At 34.7% G+C, this 19,451-nt stretch carries 18 protein-coding genes and 1 pseudogene; 1 reads left to right on the plus strand and 18 read right to left on the minus strand.

From position 1 onward, the window contains the following. Positions 1–483 precede the first annotated feature (483 nt). The 6 genes from P0N36_RS10895 to P0N36_RS10920 all read right to left on the minus strand — a co-directional run bounded on the left by P0N36_RS10895 (position 484) and on the right by P0N36_RS10920 (position 3,946). Positions 484–1,392 (minus strand): D-isomer specific 2-hydroxyacid dehydrogenase family protein, encoded by a 909-nt coding sequence (locus P0N36_RS10895; protein WP_275842879.1) that lies wholly within the window; start codon positions 1,390–1,392, stop codon positions 484–486. A gap of 13 nt (positions 1,393–1,405) precedes the next feature. Next, positions 1,406–2,191 carry an aspartate dehydrogenase domain-containing protein gene (locus P0N36_RS10900; RefSeq protein WP_275842880.1) on the minus strand — a complete coding sequence of 262 codons (786 nt, stop codon included), beginning with the start codon at positions 2,189–2,191 and terminating at the stop codon, positions 1,406–1,408. A gap of 67 nt (positions 2,192–2,258) precedes the next feature. Next, entirely contained in the window at positions 2,259–2,459 is a 201-nt protein-coding gene (locus P0N36_RS10905) for a hypothetical protein (RefSeq protein WP_330684012.1), read from the minus strand. Beyond that, positions 2,459–2,836, minus strand: coding sequence for a type IV toxin-antitoxin system AbiEi family antitoxin domain-containing protein (locus P0N36_RS10910; RefSeq protein ID WP_275842881.1), 378 nt, complete (start codon positions 2,834–2,836; stop codon positions 2,459–2,461). Before P0N36_RS10910 ends, P0N36_RS10905 begins: the two co-directional genes overlap by 1 nt. A gap of 66 nt (positions 2,837–2,902) precedes the next feature. Next, positions 2,903–3,055 carry a type IV toxin-antitoxin system AbiEi family antitoxin domain-containing protein gene (locus P0N36_RS10915; RefSeq protein ID WP_275842882.1) on the minus strand — a complete coding sequence of 51 codons (153 nt, stop codon included), beginning with the start codon at positions 3,053–3,055 and terminating at the stop codon, positions 2,903–2,905. Between the two features lie 279 nt (positions 3,056–3,334). Next, positions 3,335–3,946 carry a Type 1 glutamine amidotransferase-like domain-containing protein gene (locus tag P0N36_RS10920; protein WP_275842883.1) on the minus strand — a complete coding sequence of 204 codons (612 nt, stop codon included), beginning with the start codon at positions 3,944–3,946 and terminating at the stop codon, positions 3,335–3,337. Positions 3,947–4,128: 182 nt separating this feature from the next. Here P0N36_RS10920 and P0N36_RS10925 point away from each other — a divergent pair, with 182 nt between their 5' ends. Continuing rightward, positions 4,129–5,085 carry a helix-turn-helix transcriptional regulator gene (locus P0N36_RS10925; protein WP_275842884.1) on the plus strand — a complete coding sequence of 319 codons (957 nt, stop codon included), beginning with the start codon at positions 4,129–4,131 and terminating at the stop codon, positions 5,083–5,085. Positions 5,086–5,150: 65 nt separating this feature from the next. On the opposite strand, the gene P0N36_RS10930 is transcribed toward P0N36_RS10925, so the two are convergent. The 12 genes and pseudogenes from P0N36_RS10930 to P0N36_RS10985 all read right to left on the minus strand — a co-directional run. Continuing rightward, on the minus strand, positions 5,151–8,474 hold the full coding sequence (locus tag P0N36_RS10930) for a DEAD/DEAH box helicase family protein (protein WP_275842885.1): 3,324 nt from the start codon (positions 8,472–8,474) through the stop codon (positions 5,151–5,153). Positions 8,475–8,500: 26 nt separating this feature from the next. Beyond that, positions 8,501–8,614, minus strand: a pseudogene (locus P0N36_RS15690) (integrase); the annotation flags it as partial. An 83-nt stretch (positions 8,615–8,697) separates the two neighbouring features. Further along, positions 8,698–9,657: a DUF4846 domain-containing protein gene (locus P0N36_RS10940; protein ID WP_275842886.1), complete on the minus strand. Its 960-nt coding sequence runs from the start codon at positions 9,655–9,657 to the stop codon at positions 8,698–8,700. 99 nt (positions 9,658–9,756) lie between these two features. Continuing rightward, positions 9,757–10,287, minus strand: coding sequence for a GNAT family N-acetyltransferase (locus P0N36_RS10945; RefSeq protein WP_275842887.1), 531 nt, complete (start codon positions 10,285–10,287; stop codon positions 9,757–9,759). A gap of 193 nt (positions 10,288–10,480) precedes the next feature. Next, the gene (locus P0N36_RS10950; protein ID WP_275842888.1) at positions 10,481–10,963 is read right to left on the minus strand and encodes a hypothetical protein; all 483 of its coding nucleotides are present in this window, start codon (positions 10,961–10,963) and stop codon (positions 10,481–10,483) included. 183 nt (positions 10,964–11,146) lie between these two features. Further along, on the minus strand, positions 11,147–11,320 hold the full coding sequence (locus tag P0N36_RS10955) for a hypothetical protein (protein ID WP_275842889.1): 174 nt from the start codon (positions 11,318–11,320) through the stop codon (positions 11,147–11,149). Continuing rightward, the gene (locus P0N36_RS10960) at positions 11,310–11,984 is read right to left on the minus strand and encodes an AbiTii domain-containing protein (RefSeq protein WP_275842890.1); all 675 of its coding nucleotides are present in this window, start codon (positions 11,982–11,984) and stop codon (positions 11,310–11,312) included. The genes P0N36_RS10955 and P0N36_RS10960 overlap by 11 nt, the downstream gene beginning before the upstream one ends. Positions 11,985–12,069: 85 nt before the next feature. Continuing rightward, positions 12,070–13,224 (minus strand): restriction endonuclease subunit S, encoded by a 1,155-nt coding sequence (locus P0N36_RS10965; RefSeq protein WP_275842891.1) that lies wholly within the window; start codon positions 13,222–13,224, stop codon positions 12,070–12,072. Between the two features lie 8 nt (positions 13,225–13,232). After that, positions 13,233–14,699 (minus strand): type I restriction-modification system subunit M, encoded by a 1,467-nt coding sequence (locus tag P0N36_RS10970; RefSeq protein WP_275842892.1) that lies wholly within the window; start codon positions 14,697–14,699, stop codon positions 13,233–13,235. Between the two features lie 472 nt (positions 14,700–15,171). After that, the gene (locus P0N36_RS10975; protein ID WP_275842893.1) at positions 15,172–16,344 is read right to left on the minus strand and encodes a copper amine oxidase N-terminal domain-containing protein; all 1,173 of its coding nucleotides are present in this window, start codon (positions 16,342–16,344) and stop codon (positions 15,172–15,174) included. Positions 16,345–16,557: 213 nt separating this feature from the next. Then, entirely contained in the window at positions 16,558–17,943 is a 1,386-nt protein-coding gene (locus P0N36_RS10980; RefSeq protein WP_275842894.1) for a LuxR family transcriptional regulator, read from the minus strand. 574 nt (positions 17,944–18,517) lie between these two features. Next, the coding region (locus tag P0N36_RS10985; protein WP_275842895.1) for an MFS transporter at positions 18,518–19,451 on the minus strand (934 nt) is incomplete at its 5' end.

The following is a 19,451-nucleotide window of genomic DNA, read 5'->3' on the forward strand; positions in this document are numbered from 1 at the left end:
AGCAATCTTACTTCTGATTACGAAAACTTCAGGGATTTTTTCGAGAGCCTCCATACCTATATTGAACATTTTATCATTTTCACCGGAATCTAATTTCATACAAAGCCGGGTGCTGGTTTACAAATTTTCTAGCATTTTCGATAAGACAACGTCATCCTCTACCATAGACTGTGCATCTATCAAAAACTTCTCCACACGGTTACCTTTTTGAAGTAAGCCCATCTACTTCTTTTAAAAATGTTGGTAAATTCACTTTTTCTATCCTCCAATCTGTTTATTTTTCCTCATTTCATCTTATAATACAAAATCAACTTAATCTTTCAATATTTATTCAACGCATCGATATACTTTTTAAAGGTATCATTTTATAAAAATGAACACCTTTTTATTCACAACAGATTCCTATTTCTTTAGACCAATAAAAAACAGGCAAAAGAAACCTTCTCTCTTTTGCCTGTTCAAATCTTTCAATTTTCACTTTATTTAATTCAATCCATGATCCTTTAAAAACAACTTAATATTATCAAGTACCTTTTCACTCAAACGATCAAAGGCTTGCTTTGTTCTTCCCGAGGACACGCCCATGCAATTGACATGAGCATGAGAAAGCAACTTGCCAGTATTGTCTCCTAGTGCGCCTAATGTATCACAGAAAAATTCATTACCACCCTTTTCAAGCCATTTTTCAAGAGCAGGAAGGTCATGGGATGGACCTATAGATGTATTGAACATTATTTTGTTATTTCCAAGTGATTCAAATTGTTCTTCATGAAATAAAATAACGTTCTTATTCAAACAGGAACAAACAACATCAACCGTGCTTAATAGTTCTTTCAATGGAAGATATTTAATATTTCTTGCTTCTTCTTCCGGTTTACGGGTACGGCTATAATAATATAAATCTGCGCCCAGTGCCTGTAGTGCCACAGCCGTCATCTGTCCAGAAGTACCAAGGCCAACTATACCAACTTTTAAATCCGTAATCTCCATAGGAAGCGCTTTCCATTGCTTGTCACCAAAACCATGTAGGTATCTAACAAGTTCGCTAATTACATATTCAACAACGCCCTGATCGCCATAATCCCTTATGCCATATACCGTAATATTTTTAGCATTGGCTGTAGGAATGTCCACATTGGCACTTTGGGCGGAATATAAACTACAACACATGCCAATATATCGGATATTAGGACAAGCATCCAACACTTCCTTATCCATATAAGTCGTATAACTAAGAAGTACGGCATCTGCATCGCCAATTCGTTGAATGATTTCTAGGTTGTTCTTAGGTATATTATCAAATAGGATGACTTCTTTGGCATAATCATGTAGTTTTTGCTGTGCTGATGGAATCAAACTAATGGGTTCAATTGCAACTAATTTTTTGAACATATTGATTTACCTCCTAAAAAACAATTGGTGATACGGCATTTTGCAGAACAGCTACCACACTCCAAGCGGCTACTTTGCTCGTTTTCGAATATATATTCAGTTCAGTTCTTATCTCTTCACCTTGAATCTCGATTTTGTATTCATCACCTTCAAAGCCTGGTACTGCATCAATATTCATCATTGTATTTTCAGGACCTGCGCTAGCTAGAGCCGTGGCCACTGCTACATTAACCTTGGTTGGAAGGATAGCAATAGCTTCTTTGGTTGTGCCTGTAAATACCTGCTCACGTTTTGTGATCTCTAATAATCCATCTTTATATAGTGGTGAATGATGCAAGGATCCTGGTGCTTTCTGTGCGCTAATGGACGCTGTTATAGGGCTCATAAGTGCAGCCGTTCGTAGAATATCAAACCCACCTACAGCACCGCTTGCAATATATACACGACGGTTGTTACGTGCCGCTGTATTTTTAACGCGTTCATAGAATTCTTGATCTGCGAATGCGCCAATTGAAAGCACAACAAGATTGGAACTACCATTTAATACGGTTTCACTAAAATCTTGTATTGATTTTACAGATGCAGCTTCTGCTACAAAATCCGGTTTAGACGCCATGAGTTCGTTAATGTCCGCACAAGGCATACAGCCATGATGTTCTGCAAATGCTTTGGTACGATCATAATCTTTTCCCATTACAGCAACGAGTTCATATTCTGGCAAGTAGCCATCTTTCAATGCCTTGGCTACGATTTCATTGAGCTTTCCGCAACCAATTAGCGCTAATTTCAGTTTATCCATTGTATTCTCTCCTAAGGTTTATTTTTAACTACATCTTAACATATAAGTTGCTATGTGCAAATCGACTTTAAGTATACTTAAGTGGGACAACTTTATATGAAAATAAAAATAATCCGCCTTTTAAAATTAAATTTTCTTTAAATTCAGATACAGATAATCGTCTCAGAAATTCTTCTTGGCAAAACAACTGGAGAACCAACTGATAAGGTAATCTTTTTACTCTCGCTCTGTTTTTAAGTTTTTGTAATATTGACTTTTCATTCTTCACTACATCCACATCCCCATTATCCTACTTACTTTTTTCTTTATATTCATCACTTCTGCATAGTCCATAAGATTTGTAATATTTCTCTTTGAGTCATTAACATAAGATTTAATCGCTTTATTAAATACTTCTTTGTCCATTTTTCTTTCAAATCTCATGATATCACAAATTGTTCTTTCTCTATCAAATACCGGCAATGGTTGATTCTCAAACAGTACTTCTGACTTCCCTATTTTCATGAATTCTTCCTTAATAAAATAAAATTTCATCGGTAAATAGTCTATTTTGTATTTGCTCTTCGATTTATTCCTACTAACTGCAATATGCCATGTTAACGGTGTCTTATCTGTATAGTCGTAAATGAAAAACGCCGAATCCATACACACAATACCTTCTGGAAATAATTTTGTTATGATTACGCCCTCCGATACAGGCTCTTGGTAAAGTCATTCATAATAACCTGTCTTCAACTTATTTACATAACCATCCTTGATTAGTCTATCCAAAACTGTATTATGGTATCCTTCAGCTGTGAAATCAGCTAGTTTTATCACACCTTGTTGGGCATCAAATATTCTTTTATATTTTTCAATCTCCATACGTAAAATCACCCTCTTTAGTTTTTGAAATTGGTCTTTTTTTACATCTTAACATAACAAAAGTGTCAAATCTATATAATTGAGCTTTTATATACAATATATAGTTATGAGTGTATCAACGTAATCTATATGTTGTATGTATTTTAGAGAAACTTAGTTTTTGACACTTTAACCATAAACTCATATTTTATATATCTGAATTAAAGAGACGCAAATAAAAAGCAGACAATCGAATACGGTCGAATGTATGCTTTTTATGATTATTACGTATTCAATATGTTAGGCAGTAATCACCTCAGTTTTACCACCTTCAACAACAACAGCCTGGTTATTGCTAATGGGATACAAGGTTAAGCAGTTCGTATATTCTTTGATAATCCTATCAGCTGCTTTTTTAAAAGGTGGATTTGAATAATGAGGCACAATGCAGAAATCAACAGCACCTAACGACGAGTATTCTCCCTTCAACTCTAGCGCACATGTAGGATCATCCATGTGCTTTACATATTCAATGCTTTTTGAAATAACCATTGAACCTGCAGATACACCAATATACATTTTATTGTTTTGTATATGTTCTAAAATCACTTTATCTGCACCTGAACGTTTTAATTCTTGAAGAAGATAAAATGTGTTACCCCCTTCAACAAATACACAATCACATGCTTTTATCTTCTCTTGAACTTCTACTGCTTCTTCAATTGACACATCTAACTCCTCCACAACAAATCCGAGTTTTAAAAGTGCGTCTTTATCTGCTTTGACGTAGAAATTAACTTTTTCATGCTTGCTTGCAGTGGTGATAAATACAACTTTTTTTCCTTCACATTGAATATAATTTGTAAGCAAGGGTGCTACACATTTGAAATACGATGTTAAAAATAGTTTCATCTTATCTTTCCCCCTAAAATTTTATAAAGGACTATAATTCGCCAGCTTGATCTATAGTGTTGCTATAATTCTATAGAATTCTTCTCTTGCCTTCATAGATAGTCTCCTTTATTTTTATAGCCTAATTATACTATTTAATGGTATCATATTATGACACCATTAAATAAAGGGAGTAATGTTATATGAATAAATCAGAAAGACTAAATGATATGATGATATATCTAAATGGTAAAAACGCTTTTAATCTAAAAGATATTATCAATAAGTACCACGTTTCAAAAAGCACCGCTCTGCGAGATATAAAATCTCTTGAAGAAATCGGAATGCCAATCTATTCTCAGTTAGGTAGAAATGGGTTTTATAGTATCCTTCCTAATCGATTGCTGTCACCTATTGTTTTCACTGTTGATGAAATGTATGCACTCTACTTTGCTATGCTAACCCTGAGCGATTATCAAACAACTCCCTTTCATTTATCTACAGTTACACTTAAAAACAAGTTTGAAATGTGCTTGTCTGATGAAAAAAAATGTCAGCTTCGAAAAATGGAGAGCATACTAAGAATGGGTGGCATTAAGCATTATAATGAAAGTAAATTTTTAAAAGAAATATTAACATCTTCAATTGATAATAAGGTGTGTGAGGTTGAATACGAGAAGGATTTAATTACACAATCCTATTTTGTGCAGTTTTTTAATATTTCTTCTACGTTTGGCCAATGGTACTCAACTGCCTACGATTTTCAATTAAAGAAGCCTATTGTCTTTCGCTGTGATAGAATACTGAACTTAAAGGAATCCAAACAATATGCTTCCAAAAATTTATTCGAACTTGAAAAGTCAGGTTATGAGATTTTCAAAACTACTGATGCAATTGATTTCAAGGTGGAAATCACACAAAAAGGTGTCGATATGTTTCACAAAGAAAACTATCCGTCAATGAAACTAGAAAAAATTGAGGGTCGATTTTATATTAGCGGATATTACAATCAAGGAGAAGAACGTTTCATTACAAGTTATTTTATCTCATATGGAAAACAGATCCTTTCAATATATCCAGATGCATTAAAAAATAGCATCATAAAGAACTTGAAGGAACTTAATTCTTATTATCGAAAAATGAATCAAGCTTCTTTGTAGTTAGAATTTATAAACCCATATCACTTTTTGATTTTTTTTCATCAATTCTAGCGCAAATATTGTGATTAAACACTCAACCTGCCATTAATCTGATCAATAGCACTTATAATACGCTTGGCTACAGTAAGCTTGCCGTCAAATAGATGCATCACATTACCACGCTTGTTAAAGGGATGTTCATTGAGAACCCGTTTGTCCAAGCTGCCATTTTTAATCATATAATTGACCACCAACTTCACAAATTCCATTTGATTGATATTAAGGCTTCCATCCGATAAGAACTCAGAAAACACTTTGTTGGCTGCTTGTGGGTCTAAGCCTACAATTTTACTCACCAGTTTGAGTAGTGGTTCATCACCAAACTCTTTGACATAATCATCTTTTGTTCCTAAGTCTTGCCATAATACTTTTTCTAAGTATTTAATATCTTCTTCCATCAAAGGATTATTATTGCGTAGCTTATAGATGACCAGATCATTTTGATGCTCCATCAAATACTTATCCACCTTTTTACGGTAACTTTGCATATCATTCACAGAGTATTCGCCTGTGCTTTCTTTCTGCTCCATAATTTCATCGGTAAAATTGGTATAATAGATTTCACCGGACTTGCTGTCTAAGAATTTAATCAATTCTCTAAAGGCTTCACGCACTTCTTCATGATCAAAGATATCCGCTTCTTCCCAGTATTCATTGGTCTGAACTCTATTAATTAAAGCTTCCTGTACTTTAACCTTATCAATACTACCTTTATAGGTTAGCTTCTCTGCTGTTGTTACCACTCGGTGCTTGGGTTTGGATGCAGGTACCTTTTTTAAATCTGCATATTCAAAGGTGTACATCAAATAATCAAACCGCTTAGCCAACTCATCGTCATCTATACTTGGTACAAGTGGGGCAACCTGCTCTTCTAATGCTCTAACATCCGCATCTGTCAGACTTATAAAAGCATTCTCCTGGTTGAATTTATGCAAGTACTGTAGCTTTAGCCTAGCATTGAATTTACTTTCATCAACAGCCTTGACTTCTTTTAATATCCCTTCAATCAATGCCTTTCTGTGATTTATACAATCATCTCTTTGATAATCTAAGTTTTGAAGCTCTTTGATAATGCCTATACGGATATTAAAAAGGTTCTCTGTTAGTGACTTCATCATCTTGGCTTCTTTACCGTTTTTATTGATTCTAAAGAATTCAAAGTTACCACAGTAATCAAAGATTCTAAAGCTTTCTTTATCCATGCCAACACCGAACAAATCTTCACACAGTCTGGTGCCACGACCGATCATCTGCCAAAACTTTGTTTTAGAACGAATTTTTTTGAAGAAAACAAGGTTAAGAATCTCTGGAATATCAATCCCAGTGTCCAGCATATCCACAGACACAGCAATCTGAGGGAGTTTGTTTTTCACTTCAAAATCATCCATGGTGCTTTCCACATAATTAATACCTGTATAAACAGGTTTTGCAAAATCACCTTTGTAATTTGGATAAAGTGCATTAAAGCGCTTTACAATAAAATCTGCATGTTTCTTATTTTTAGCAAAGATAATGGTCTTCCCTAATTTGTCGCCACCTTCTACTTTAAGGCCTTTTTCCATCAACTCTTGGATAACCGTGTCGATGGTATTGTCATTAAATAAGAATGAGTTTAAGGCTTCACCACTGATGTCTTTAACATCATCATCAAAGGTTTCTTCAAACATTTCTTTTTCTTCTTCAGTAAGGTCATCATAATGAATACCTTGTTCTAAGAATTTCATCTTCGTTTCAAGGGTATGATAAGGCACCAAAAAACCATCTTCTATGGCTTCACCTAACTCATAAGCATACGTTGGCACATTGTTTTCAAGTTCAAAAATAGTATAAGTGTTCTTATCAAGATCACTTTTAGGCGTTGCTGTTAAGCCTAATAAAATAGCATCAAAGTAATTAAAAATATCCTGATACTTCTTATAAATGCTTCGGTGACTTTCATCGATGATAATGAGGTCAAAATGCCCACTGGTAAAGAGCTTTTGGTCTCGTTTATTCTTCACATCGTCAATAGCGTTCATCATGGTTGGGTAGGTTGAAAAAATCATTCTGCTCTCCGGATTGTCTTTACTATCAAGCAAGTTACAAAGAGAAAGCTCAGGTAATAATGCCTTAAAGTTCTTCTTCGCTTGCTTCACTAAAGCCGTACGATCTGCAAGGAAAAGAATATTTTTAACCCAGCCTTTTTTAATCAAGACATCCACAATGGATATCGATACCCTTGTCTTACCAGAACCTGTTGCCATGACAAGAAGTGCCTTACGATTGCCTTTATCCAAAGTATCACAAACCGCTGTAATGGACATCTTTTGATAGTGACGGTTGGTAATGGCATCATTAATCACAGGATCTTTTAAGGTTGCTTTATTTTTTCTCTTGAAATGTAGCCACTCAAGTTCTTCCTTGGTGTATATGCCTGATACCAAGCGTTCCGGATAGCTGCGGTCATCCCATAAATAATACTCAAAGCCATTGGTATAGAATATCATGGGTCTGAATTTGTGTTCTTTTTCTAAGCAATCTGCATAACGCTGGGCTTGAATCTGACCCATTCTAGGATTCACACTGGTTTTCTTAGCTTCTATCACCGCCAGTGGCTTACCATTGTCTGCATATAATACATAATCTACAAAACCAATACCTGCTTGATTGGGCATACCCTCTACTTCAACTTCTTCAAGGCAGTCTTTGCCAATGGTCCATCCACATAATTCAATCTCAAGATCAATGTACATTTTTCTGGTCTTGAACTCAGAAATCTCATCAACCTTAAAATCACGGTTTTTCTTATTATTCACCCGTTTCGCCGCATTTTCACGTCTTAGAGTTTCATTTTCTTTGATGATTTCTTCAAGCTTACGGTCTTTTGAGCCAAGACGCTCATAGAGGTCTTGCAGTTCATCTTTGGTTTTTCTTTCTTTTTCATTGTCTCCAAGTAGGCTTTCATCAAAAGCAACCTCTTCGTATTCATCGGAATAACAATAATCGATCCAAGAAATAAACTCAAACAGATTACGAAGGGTTAATACCGCTTGGTCTCTTGAGATTGGCGTTGCTGAATGGACCGTTTTGTTACCCAGCTTTTGAATGTAGGTAATCATGGGAAAAAGTTTGGTATCAATGATGCCTTTAAAACGGTAATCGTGAATTAAAGAAGCAAGGTTATCCTGATAAGGCGCTTCCAGTTCATGGTCATAAGAAAAGACCCATTTGACTGCCAGCTCTAAGGCTCTACGTGCAAGAATCGCTGTACTGGCATAAGATACCACCATGCTCTTCTCCGCTTCTATACAGGCATGGGCAAAGTCCTTATATTTTTCTTCTTTTTTTAGAAAATCAAAGTTATAACACATGATAGTCTCCCCTCTATCCTTAGGTATTATCCTATATATTTTTTATGCGAATTCTTAACATTGTTCTGATTAACCATCGCATACCGCATTGTTGTATCTATTTGTTGATGACCTAGCAAGTGTTGAACTTGCTCAACCCCCAATTTCTTACCTATTAAAATTATCAATGGTAACTTTACCTATAAATCAGAATATATTTGCGATTTACTGCTAGAATAAGAACTTATCTGTATCTTTTTAAGCTATCTTTATCAAACTTCCATTCAGGCGTTAAATATATATCTCTGTCATCTAGTATATACCAAGGCCCTAAATCATCATCATTTGGATTGATGAGTACATGAATATCCTGAGCGGGCATATAACTTTGTGCAAGTAAAAATATTTTTTGATCCGTTTCTATGTTAATTGCCATATCCACTACAATTACTGCATGGCCTGGGCTTCCACCTTGGACAAACACATCTCCTATTTGCAAATCCGTTAACGCTACTGATTCCAACTCCTCACTGAGTGATAAAGTACCTGCATAGATAAAGATGATTTTCAAACAGTCCATAAACGTTTCATAAGTGTTTGATGGCTCCTTGCTTTTTATCCATGATACATCATTGCCATCCACCTTAACCCTGTATCCTTCCATCCATTTACTGTAGTCAACCCGAAAACCATTGGTAAAGTTAAAATGAATTTCCTCATCACGCCCTTCACTTCTTAGGTATTCTGCCCACAAGCGCATTGTCGCATCCGCACATTGCTGCAGGTCTCTATCACCTACTTCTACAGTAAGTACCGCTACATGAACATTTTGATTGGCTTTTTTACTTCCGTCATACAGCATTACATCCGAACCATCTGGCTTCAGTTCAAGATTTCTAAGGTAGTATCCAAATGAATCTCTACTGACATCAATCCTTACAAATCCCTCCGGACAATTAATCCGGTCTGCAATATTTGTGCCCTCAGTGTTTATGTATAGGAAGTCTTCACTAGGTGTCTGGACATTAACAAGTGTATCCTCATCATCTTCTCGAAATGTAAACTCACTCTCAGAAGATTCTTGTAGGTTGTTTAGACTATCTTTTTCAACTCTTAGTTCATTTATACTGCCATCGTCTGTTCTACAACTGGTGAATAATACTACTATCATCAATAGGACAATGTTTATAACATGCTTTTTCATTGTACTCTCCTTGAAATCTATACTTAACTTTGATTTTCTTATTATATCAAATAAAAGCATCTCTTAGAATTACAGGCCTAAAACCATTGACCCCGTCCGCTAGTCATAAACGGTATCAACTTCATACTGAAGTATATTTTTCCCTGATTCTTCATCAAAAATACTTTTCTTATACTTACTCTTACATTTTTCAATCATTCGTTTTGAGGCAACATTATCTTCATCACATGTTATCAGTACTTTCTGCAATCCGATCTTTCTTGCCTCCATCAACCCTAATTCAAGCAGCCTTTGGCCATAGCCTTTTTTTCTTTTGGAGCTTTTTATTTCATATCCAATGTGACCTGCCATCTCTAAAGAATCATTATCTACTCTGTGTCTTATTCTAATTACTCCAATTACTTCTTCATTATTATCTATTAGCCAATAACTACTACAAGGTGCCCACCCTTTTTTAATATTAACGCCTTCACTCATATCAATAAGCTCATTCATAAATTCAGAAAAATTCTTTTCAGCTTTGACGTAGTGCGTATATGATTCATAGCCACTTTCCTTCACATCTTTAACAAAATCAAGAAAAGTCGATTGATATAGTAGACTTGGCTTAGTCAGTTTTATGTCCTTCATGTCTAACCTCCAAAACAATGTAATGATTCTGTAAAATAGGAATCACTACCGAATGAATAATGTCTAATGCTTAGCAATGCGTCAGTATTTCCTTTAGCTTTGATAACTTTCAATTTGTATGGATGATTCGATTAATTAAAATTTATCGAACTTCTTTATGTTCCCTACTAAATAGAATCAAAAAGATACACCATCAATTCATATATACCTTATTAATAACGGCTCTCCCTAAGAAAACAAACTTATCATCTTCATTTTTATGATTTATTGCGACCAAATGTAACTGTCTAGTCTTCACGTCGAACCATTCTGGTACATAAAATCTTATGTGAGGGTTTGCTGATCTATACCATTCGATTTGCTTTTTCGTAAAAGCCAAAAAATCAGAATCCGTATGCAATTTACTAAGTTCTTTCTTTTTTAATTTTCCTATAGTTTTTTCTCGTTCGCTTCCTGCTGGATATATATCTCCAGTCCATGCATTCAGCCTATATCCGATCTCTCTTGCGTGAGCATGTGGAACAGATGGCTTATCATCTGGATCTCCAATAGTGACTATCCAGATACAATCTTGTAATTTTTCACGTGGAGTATATCGCTTAGGACCATGTATATAGATAATTTCACTTCTATCTCTTAAAGATACTCTTTTAACTAATCTACCTTTTATAACCATAGCACCCCTCCCGATTCGACCATGTTAATTAATTTTTCGTATTAGAACCAAAAAATCATTGAAAGTATTGCTGCATCAATGAATCAAAAAGTAGCTGTATTTCTTCTAATGATTTCTGCACTTCAAGTTTCAATTTGTAGGGCTTTATACAATTGACCATTACCCAACATATATTCATAATATCTACATTCCAAGCCACCCTTGAACATAAGCAGTTATTAATCCTCCGATTACAGTAACAATAATAGGTATTATGATGTAATCCCAGATATTATGTGAATCATCTGATTTTTCAGATTTATTATCAATAAAAGTAGCGTTCTTTATTTTATTATTATCACCTATTTTAATTCCCATCAGCATCTCCAACCTTAAAACTTGACTCTTCTATTGAATTATTATCACCAATCTTTACCGAATTATCATTTATTATTACGTTTATTGCATCATGAAGTAGTGTCATTTTTTCTGGTGTAAGTTCAGACCTCGGTATATCAAGTGAATCTAGGTTTCCTAACTCCTTTTCCAGCATTAGCAATATTTTTAATAAACGGGTTTTTATGATATTTATTAAGTCAGTATATGTGTTACTCGAATAATTAGCCTGAATATTAAAACATTGAATTCCTGTTTCTTTATAAACCATTGGAGCAAATGCTGTGAGATCCCTCATAAATTCACCATCAGCAATACTCATTTGTTCAAGTGAATCAACACTGTCAATAATTAAATTGTTAAAACACGATTCTCTATACTCCTCTGGAATATAATGGAATGGCAATGGCAGTTTTTTTACCTGAAAACTACCATTCAATCCCGAGTAGGTTATGTTTGATGATCTTACTATTCTATAATCTGGAATATCTTTATCATTAACTGAATATCCATTTAATTCCTTCTCAATCCAATCAGATAAACCCTCATCCTCTATATCTGATGCAATTACAAGTAGTCGATATAAGGCCTTTTTTATCGAGATTTCTTCATTCACTAGTTCTTTTATTATGTTACTACTAGCCATCTTCCCACCCTTTCGTATTGTATATGGATAATAAATAAAATTTCATTATCAAATATACTTTCTGTGTGAATTCCTAACATAAATGCTATTCAAAATATTGTTGCATCAATGAATCAAAGAGAACTTGAGTCTCATCTAATGATCTTCGGACTTCAAGTTTTAATTTGTCAACTCTTTGTACAAAATCAGCAAATCCTTCTTGTATATCTATTGGTGGTACAATTACTTTCAACCCACTAAGGATTCTTAAATTAATATTCTTCTGTGCAGACTCTGGTGCTTGGCTCTCTAACATCTGCTGAAAGAAACTGAACCAATAATGCATAAAAATATTATTTGTCCTATCACTAGGATCAAAACCTACTACGCTATCTGGAAAACATGAATCAAAATTCAAAATACTTGTTTTAGCGATATTCGCAGCAATAGTTATACATAGGGTTCCTTTGCTCCACATCTTACTTTGCTTCAATCCTAATTCAGAGTATGTAGAAGTAAAATCATCTATATACAGGTCTGCATTTGATACGTCACCTGTCTGAATAAGAGGGTACATTCCACCCAGTAATTCTGGAGCATTTCTTGGTCGGTGCTTAGATACGCCTCTACCAAGCACACCAATATTGCTAAGGTTATCCTCACTCCATCCAAAAGGATTCGATATTGGATCACCAAACACGTCGACAAATCGGGATTTGACGAGGCTATCTAAAAGTTCAATTTGTGACTTTCTTTTATCAATAATCACTTCAAGACAATCTAGTATATTTCCTACTTTTTCTTGAGTATATCTATCTGGAATTTTGATATCAACTAGTCCCAGATTTTTCCTACTAACTCTGACCCTAGTAGTACCTGCAAGTTTACCTGCCAAAGCCTGAAAGTATACAGGTGATTTCAAAAAATGCAATAAATATTTCTTATCTACTACATTTTCATCAACTCTCAAAATCGAACAATCTACTGCTGTAATCATCCGCTCCTCTTTTTCAGGAATTATACACGCTCTTCCAACTGGCTCTGGTAATCTGGATATTAAAATATCCCCAGCAAATATTTCAGTACATTTAAGATTCAAAAATGTTTCTTCTGAAATATATTTTGAACGATTTTCCTTTTCTAGGAATTTTCCATTACCTATGTTTCCTGTTTGGATTAGTCTTATACCTTCACTAGCTTGATCTTTAGATTCAATCCAGTTGCCGTCTGTAAATAATAAACCACATTTTTCTATTTTCATAATCATCCCTACAAATCTAAATTTAGCATTGTCTTTAGTTCTTGTTTAAGGGTTACAATTTCTTCATCTATGCTATCTATTCTTTTCATAATAACAGCTGGTGACTCATAATCCACTTTTTCATAAATTGCTTCTTTATACTTATTAATCGATAGGTCGTATCCATTATCCTGGATTTCTTTTTTGGTGACGAAAAAGGATTTTTCTGTCTTCTTTCGATCTTGTTCTGTTTCCATTCTACTGTGATAGCGACTGATGATGTCCGGAATATCGTTTTGCACTATGGGTTGTCTTTTATCATCTAAAGACAAGCCATCTGCTTGCATATCATAGAACCAGACTTTGTCTGTGCCACCGGCACCGGTCTTAGTGAAAATCATAATGGCTGTGGATACCCCTGCATAGGGCTTAAACACACCGCTTGGCATGGAAATAATGGCGTGCAAATGATGGTTCTCTATGATTTCTTTTCGTATAGATTTATGGGCATTAGAGCCACCAAAAAGAACACCATCCGGTACGATAGAGGCACAACGGCCGCCTTTTTTCAGTGTTCTAAGGAATAATGCTAAGAAGAGTAATTCTGTTTTTTTCGTTTTGGTTATTTTAAGAAGCCCTGCTGCCACACTTTCATGGTCTAGTGAACCTTTGAAAGGTGGATTGGCAAGGACTAAGGTATATTTTTCATCATCGATGTTCTTCTCAGATAGAGAGTCTCTGTATTCAATATTGGGTTTTTCTACACCATGCAGCATCATGTTCATGGCACCGATACGAAGCATGGTCCTGTCCATATCGTTACCAAAAAACATGTCGTTGTTATAGTGGTCTTTTAATTCTTTTATGGCAAACAAATCTTCATTGTTTCTTTTTAGGTACTCTCCGGCTTCCACTAAAAAACCGGCTGATCCAGCCGCTGGGTCAACTATAATATCCGTTGGTGTTGGCTTCATCAGCTCTACCATCATCTTAATGATATGTCTTGGTGTTCTAAACTGTCCATTGGTTCCTGCTGTTGCTACTTTTGACAGCAAGTACTCATATAAATCACCTTTTGTATCTCCATCTGATAAAGGCAACAAATCAATATTCGTCACTATTTTTTCGAGCATTTGTGGTGTTGGGATCATAAAGATGGCATCGTCCATATATCTGGTAAATGCTGAATCCTTGTCCCCATGCATGGTTTTGATAAATGGAAAGACATTTTTTGAAACCATGTCATACATGTCCGAAGCGCTCAATTGCTTAAACTTGTGCCATCTCAGGTTCTCTTGTTCCTCACCGAATATTTTATCGACTTCAATGCCTAGTAGCTCCGCATTTCTTTCTAAATCTGTTTGTTTTTCATCCAGTCCTTTTATAAATAATAGGTAGGTAAACTGTTCGATCACTGACAGTGGGTTGGTAATGCCACCTGTCCAGAATATCTCCCATATTTTATCTATCTTGCTTCGTAACTCACCTGTAATCATTGTTGTTCCTCCAATGGACTCATATTCAGCTTCCTTCTGACTTTTCTAACCCTTTGAGCTATTTTCTTTTTATAAACCTCCAATACACCTCTTTTTATTATAACAAATGTTATAATTTATTCATACGAAGATTTGAAATAAGTTCAAAAGAAAAATCCATATCTGGAAGTCATGTTCGATACATATTCCTTTGTAAATCTTATAGATGATATTCTTTGTGGCAAACCATCTCTAAAGGAGGCTTCAGATCTCTATTTTTCCTTTTCTCTATCATAAATAACAAACCCTAAATAAACCCTAAATAGAAAATGCCCTTCAGGAGTTTTTTCTCCTGCGGGCAATTGGCGTAACGCTTCATATATAAGCATTCTATCGTTATTCAAGTTAACATTAGAAATTTTTTCTTTCTTTTCAGACAGGAGGGACAGGGACGGTTGTTATTGTTCCCTGACCAAAAGAACCGTCCCTGTTATTATTTATATTCATACACATAGAACATCTCTAAAGGCACAGTTGATAAATAAGTTGTTACCCTTATCGCTTGGCGATACTCACTCGCTAATGCACTATTTCTTTGTATAACACCCACAAGTTCACCACCTTGTTGTATACCATTTGTGCTTACACCATTAGCATAAGCGCTATGTGCTTCGTTATTATCACTGTTCTTCAAACCATAACCACCAGATACAACAGTACCTTCTTGGTTAAGCGTCACCAGGTCAACTACCATCTTCCCAACTGACTTCATATTAATGTGATCCGAAAAATCTTGTATTGTTGTTACCCTGAGTTTAAACGTTTCATATGGTATAATCGTTTTCGGTGGATCAGCCCATGTAAATGTTCCACCATGGGACAAAGGGTTACCATTATTATTATAGGTTTGGGTCGCTTTTATAGTATGTATACCTGTTCTAGTGTTATCAACATAGTTATAGGTTATACGCTGACCAGGTTTTTCTTTATTAAATGCATTAATTTTTTCCTGCCACTGAGTGACAATTACATCCACCAAAACCCATTTTTTAGCACTGGTATTATTATTAACTCCTGTAGATTCAGATCTGTTTAAAATAACAGTTCGCGTGCCACCTTCCCAATCGACACCTAGGTTCAGCAAATATCCTATGGCTCTTACAGGAAGATAGGTTGTTCCATTGTAAGAGATTGGCAGCACTGGGGTGCCATTGTCTCCAACAGGAACAACAGATGCACCGTCTAGTTTAAAGTTTAACTGTTCATTCAAAACAGCGTTGGATATAGGAATTAAAGTATTACTTTTTTTAGTGCTTTGAGCGACAGGCGCTGCTTTTCTTGAAGTACTTGTAATTAAGACTGTTTTTGTTGTAGATTCATAATCGATACCTAAGCTCATCAAATAACCAATAGCCCGAACAGGCAGGTAAGTAGTACCGTTATAAGAGATTGGTAGCACAGGCGTCCCGTCATCTCCTACTGGCGTAACCGTTTTACTATCAAGTCGAAAATTCAACTGATCATTTAATACGACTCCTGTTATTGGAATCAATTTCCCTTCTGCATTAACTGTCATCCCATTCACACTGAAAACAAACAGAAATACCATCAATATTGCAATTAACTTACGCCTCCTTAAACCCTTCTCTTTTCTATAAATTGTCATGTGCCTCCTCCTTTACTTTGAATGATCATTATTACACATCCCAATGATTCACATTAGAACAAATAACAATGATACATTCTTCCATCTTAACCCTTGGCTAATCTAATAGTCTAGACTACTCGTTAACACTTATATTTTATAAAAAATATATATATCTGTATAGGATGAGAATGGGTTGATTTTTAATTAAATAGGTAATGGAAGCTTCCATTCTTAATTAGAAGCTTCCACTATTTTATCAATCAACTCAATTCGATTGGACACATTCAGTTTTTTATAAATACTTCTATTATGGGTCTTAATGGTATGATGGGTTATGTATAAGATCTTGCTGATTTCTGTGTCCGTCTTACCCTTAATTAAAAGATCAAATACTTGCCGCTCTCTTTTAGACAAAAGTTCTTTTGCGTCATTTGTAAACTTTCTCATATCATTTTTCTCTATATAACTAATTTCAACAATGAATTCATTATATTCTAATTGGCTTGATAGTTTGTTGTTAAGGGGTACAATAATCAGCATAGAAATAACAACAACAAACAACCCCATAAATGACAGAGCTTCTTTATTGGCACCCAGAGATACTAAAGCGTTACCAATCACACCCCCTACCCATACACCTAACACATTAATCGAAAGACCCAAGCCAAATAGAGAAGAAGGACTTTTTACGTTGTCAAAGTTATTGGCCATAACACTCCACCAAAACAAATCAAAAATACCAGCAGCAAAAAGCATGGTTGAGCAAATAATAATAAAACCCAAAGCTGTTTGACCCATAAACGCAAAAAGAATAAAAGTAATTCCCCATAAAGCAAGCCCGACATATAGCAAATAAAATTTGCATTTCTTATAAATCCTTGATAAAAGATATATAGCTAAAATATAAGGGATATTCGTATAAATACTGGTCAATACTGTGAACTGACTAAAATAGGGATAAATTACTTGGAACATAATGCCTGAATTAATGGTAATCACAAAAATAAACAAAAATAAAATCCAATAACTTTTTATTGAAGTTTCTTTTCCTGTTTCATATAAAAGGGTTCTTACTAACTTCTCATTAGTATTAATATGAAGGGCCGCTACAAAAGCGACTATAAGTAGGACCTCAATAATGATATAACTAAATAGAGGCGACGTATTATTGGCAAGAATATGGGCAGCGACCAACATAACATTGGCATAAATCAATACATCAGCAACCATTCTACTTCTTGATTTTGCTAAAATATAGCCCTTGATCATATAGCCATGAACAGAAAGGACGATTCCGGTTATAAAAGCTAGAAAAGGAATAAGGTAATTCCATATATGGATTGGTATAAAAGGCACAAAAAGACTGATTACCAGGGCCATCCCCGTGCATACTGTGATGACTTTCTTAGCAGAAACGATATCTTTTGATATGAATCTGCCTGTAAAAAGTCCTAAAAACACAAAAAAGACGGTTACCCTATTAAGAAAGATGCCATCTAATCCTTTTTCATAAATCATGGCATACATAACGGGTCCTTCATAAGGAAATGACATAATCCAACCAAATACGATAACGAAATTAATCATAATTAAGTGTCTATTTTTATAGTATTGCATCTCCATATTCCTACCTAGGCTTTCTTTTATAAGATACTTTTAATTATACAATTACCTATTACTGGTAACAACCCTTAATAGAAAATTGTGCCAAAACAATCATAATCTCCCCATTTGCCTATTACTTTTTCATATTCCCAATTAATCATCTGTCATGATTCTATTTAAATTATTTAATTCATCTTCAACTAAATAATTCTTTGCAACCATTACATCAGATTTTCTTATAGTAGAAGGTGGCACATAAGATGCTGTAGATATTAATTCGAGTTTGGTAACTTTGTCTTCTCTCGGTCTTAATTATTCAAAATCTACTACTGATAGACGTGTTCCCACATACCAGGTCATATTGCGATTTTTTTTGATACTCCTTATTAGAAAAATGAGAGGCTAGCCAAATTAGCATAGCTTCTCATTTTTTTAAATCATTATTGGTTATAGGGTAAAAACTAAGTTTCACTAAATTCACATACAATATATAGATTACGTTGATACATTCATAACTATACATTGTATGTGAAAGTTCAACTATATAGTTTTGACACCTTAACCATTATTTACTCTTTTAAATTATTCATCTTCTGGTATAAATTCTGTATATTGAGTACAAAAACACGGTTAAAATAAGAATATATATCGAGATAACAGTAATTCCTAAATGAATACCAACTTTGGAGATTGATAAACCAACTACGCAAACGAATAGTATTCCATATATATTATGCAACAGTGAAATTATTGAATGCACTGTCGAACGGCCCTGCTCGTCTATTGTTTGCTGGACATATTCCTCTTGTATAACACCTGCAGATGCCATAAACAGATAGAAAATTCCATACAAAGGAATCAATACAATACTACTGCCTATCCCAAATACTAACAATAGAATTCCTGAAGTTAAGCATACCAGACACACTGTATAAAAATCACTCTTAATACCTATTCTTGAAAACATCGACCTAAAAAGGTATGCAAACTTTGCCCCTATAGCCTCTAACACATAACGAATGCTTATCCAAATGCCAATGATTCCAAGATTTACATTATAACTTTTTACAATAATTGGGTCATATTCGTCAAGTATACCCGAAGTGCCTATTACTAACACTAACATTAGGATAACCATTAATAACTGCTTAGTTCTAACACATACCAAAGTGGCTTCAAATAGAGTCCCTAATGGGTTTAGATGATCATCGTCTGGCTTATCATCATTCTTCATCTTGAAATAATTTACTTCCCTAAACTTTGTTACTAATAGGATAGAAACTATCATAAATAAAACAGAAAGCAACAATACACCCTTATAGGTTATTAGAGATGAAAGGAAACCACCTGTCAAACAAGACAAGGCGACTCCTATACTTGAGAAAAAATTTCCTTTACCATATACCTTACCAAAAACTTTTTCTTCATTTTTTGTTTTCAGATTGTCAAACAACAAGGATTCTTCGGAACCAGAACAAAATGACTCACTGATCCCCCATAAAATAAATCCGAGAGCAAAC

This window comes from Petrocella sp. FN5 (assembly GCF_029210395.1).
GTDB lineage: Bacteria > Bacillota > Clostridia > Lachnospirales > Vallitaleaceae > Petrocella.

Bases quoted from the DNA above. Each gene is read 5' to 3' on its own strand.
- P0N36_RS10895 (WP_275842879.1), bottom strand. From the start codon at position 1,392: ATGTTCAAAAAATTAGTTGCAATTGAACCCATTAGTTTGATTCCATCA.
- P0N36_RS10900 (WP_275842880.1), bottom strand. From the start codon at position 2,191: ATGGATAAACTGAAATTAGCGCTAATTGGTTGCGGAAAGCTCAATGAA.
- P0N36_RS10910 (WP_275842881.1), bottom strand. From the start codon at position 2,836: ATGGATTCGGCGTTTTTCATTTACGACTATACAGATAAGACACCGTTA.
- P0N36_RS10915 (WP_275842882.1), bottom strand. From the start codon at position 3,055: ATGGAGATTGAAAAATATAAAAGAATATTTGATGCCCAACAAGGTGTG.
- P0N36_RS10920 (WP_275842883.1), bottom strand. From the start codon at position 3,946: ATGAAACTATTTTTAACATCGTATTTCAAATGTGTAGCACCCTTGCTT.
- P0N36_RS10925 (WP_275842884.1), top strand. From the start codon at position 4,129: ATGAATAAATCAGAAAGACTAAATGATATGATGATATATCTAAATGGT.
- P0N36_RS10930 (WP_275842885.1), bottom strand. From the start codon at position 8,474: ATGTGTTATAACTTTGATTTTCTAAAAAAAGAAGAAAAATATAAGGAC.
- P0N36_RS10940 (WP_275842886.1), bottom strand. From the start codon at position 9,657: ATGAAAAAGCATGTTATAAACATTGTCCTATTGATGATAGTAGTATTA.
- P0N36_RS10945 (WP_275842887.1), bottom strand. From the start codon at position 10,287: ATGAAGGACATAAAACTGACTAAGCCAAGTCTACTATATCAATCGACT.
- P0N36_RS10950 (WP_275842888.1), bottom strand. From the start codon at position 10,963: ATGGTTATAAAAGGTAGATTAGTTAAAAGAGTATCTTTAAGAGATAGA.
- P0N36_RS10955 (WP_275842889.1), bottom strand. From the start codon at position 11,320: ATGGGAATTAAAATAGGTGATAATAATAAAATAAAGAACGCTACTTTT.
- P0N36_RS10960 (WP_275842890.1), bottom strand. From the start codon at position 11,984: ATGGCTAGTAGTAACATAATAAAAGAACTAGTGAATGAAGAAATCTCG.
- P0N36_RS10965 (WP_275842891.1), bottom strand. From the start codon at position 13,224: ATGAAAATAGAAAAATGTGGTTTATTATTTACAGACGGCAACTGGATT.
- P0N36_RS10970 (WP_275842892.1), bottom strand. From the start codon at position 14,699: ATGATTACAGGTGAGTTACGAAGCAAGATAGATAAAATATGGGAGATA.
- P0N36_RS10975 (WP_275842893.1), bottom strand. From the start codon at position 16,344: ATGACAATTTATAGAAAAGAGAAGGGTTTAAGGAGGCGTAAGTTAATT.
- P0N36_RS10980 (WP_275842894.1), bottom strand. From the start codon at position 17,943: ATGCAATACTATAAAAATAGACACTTAATTATGATTAATTTCGTTATC.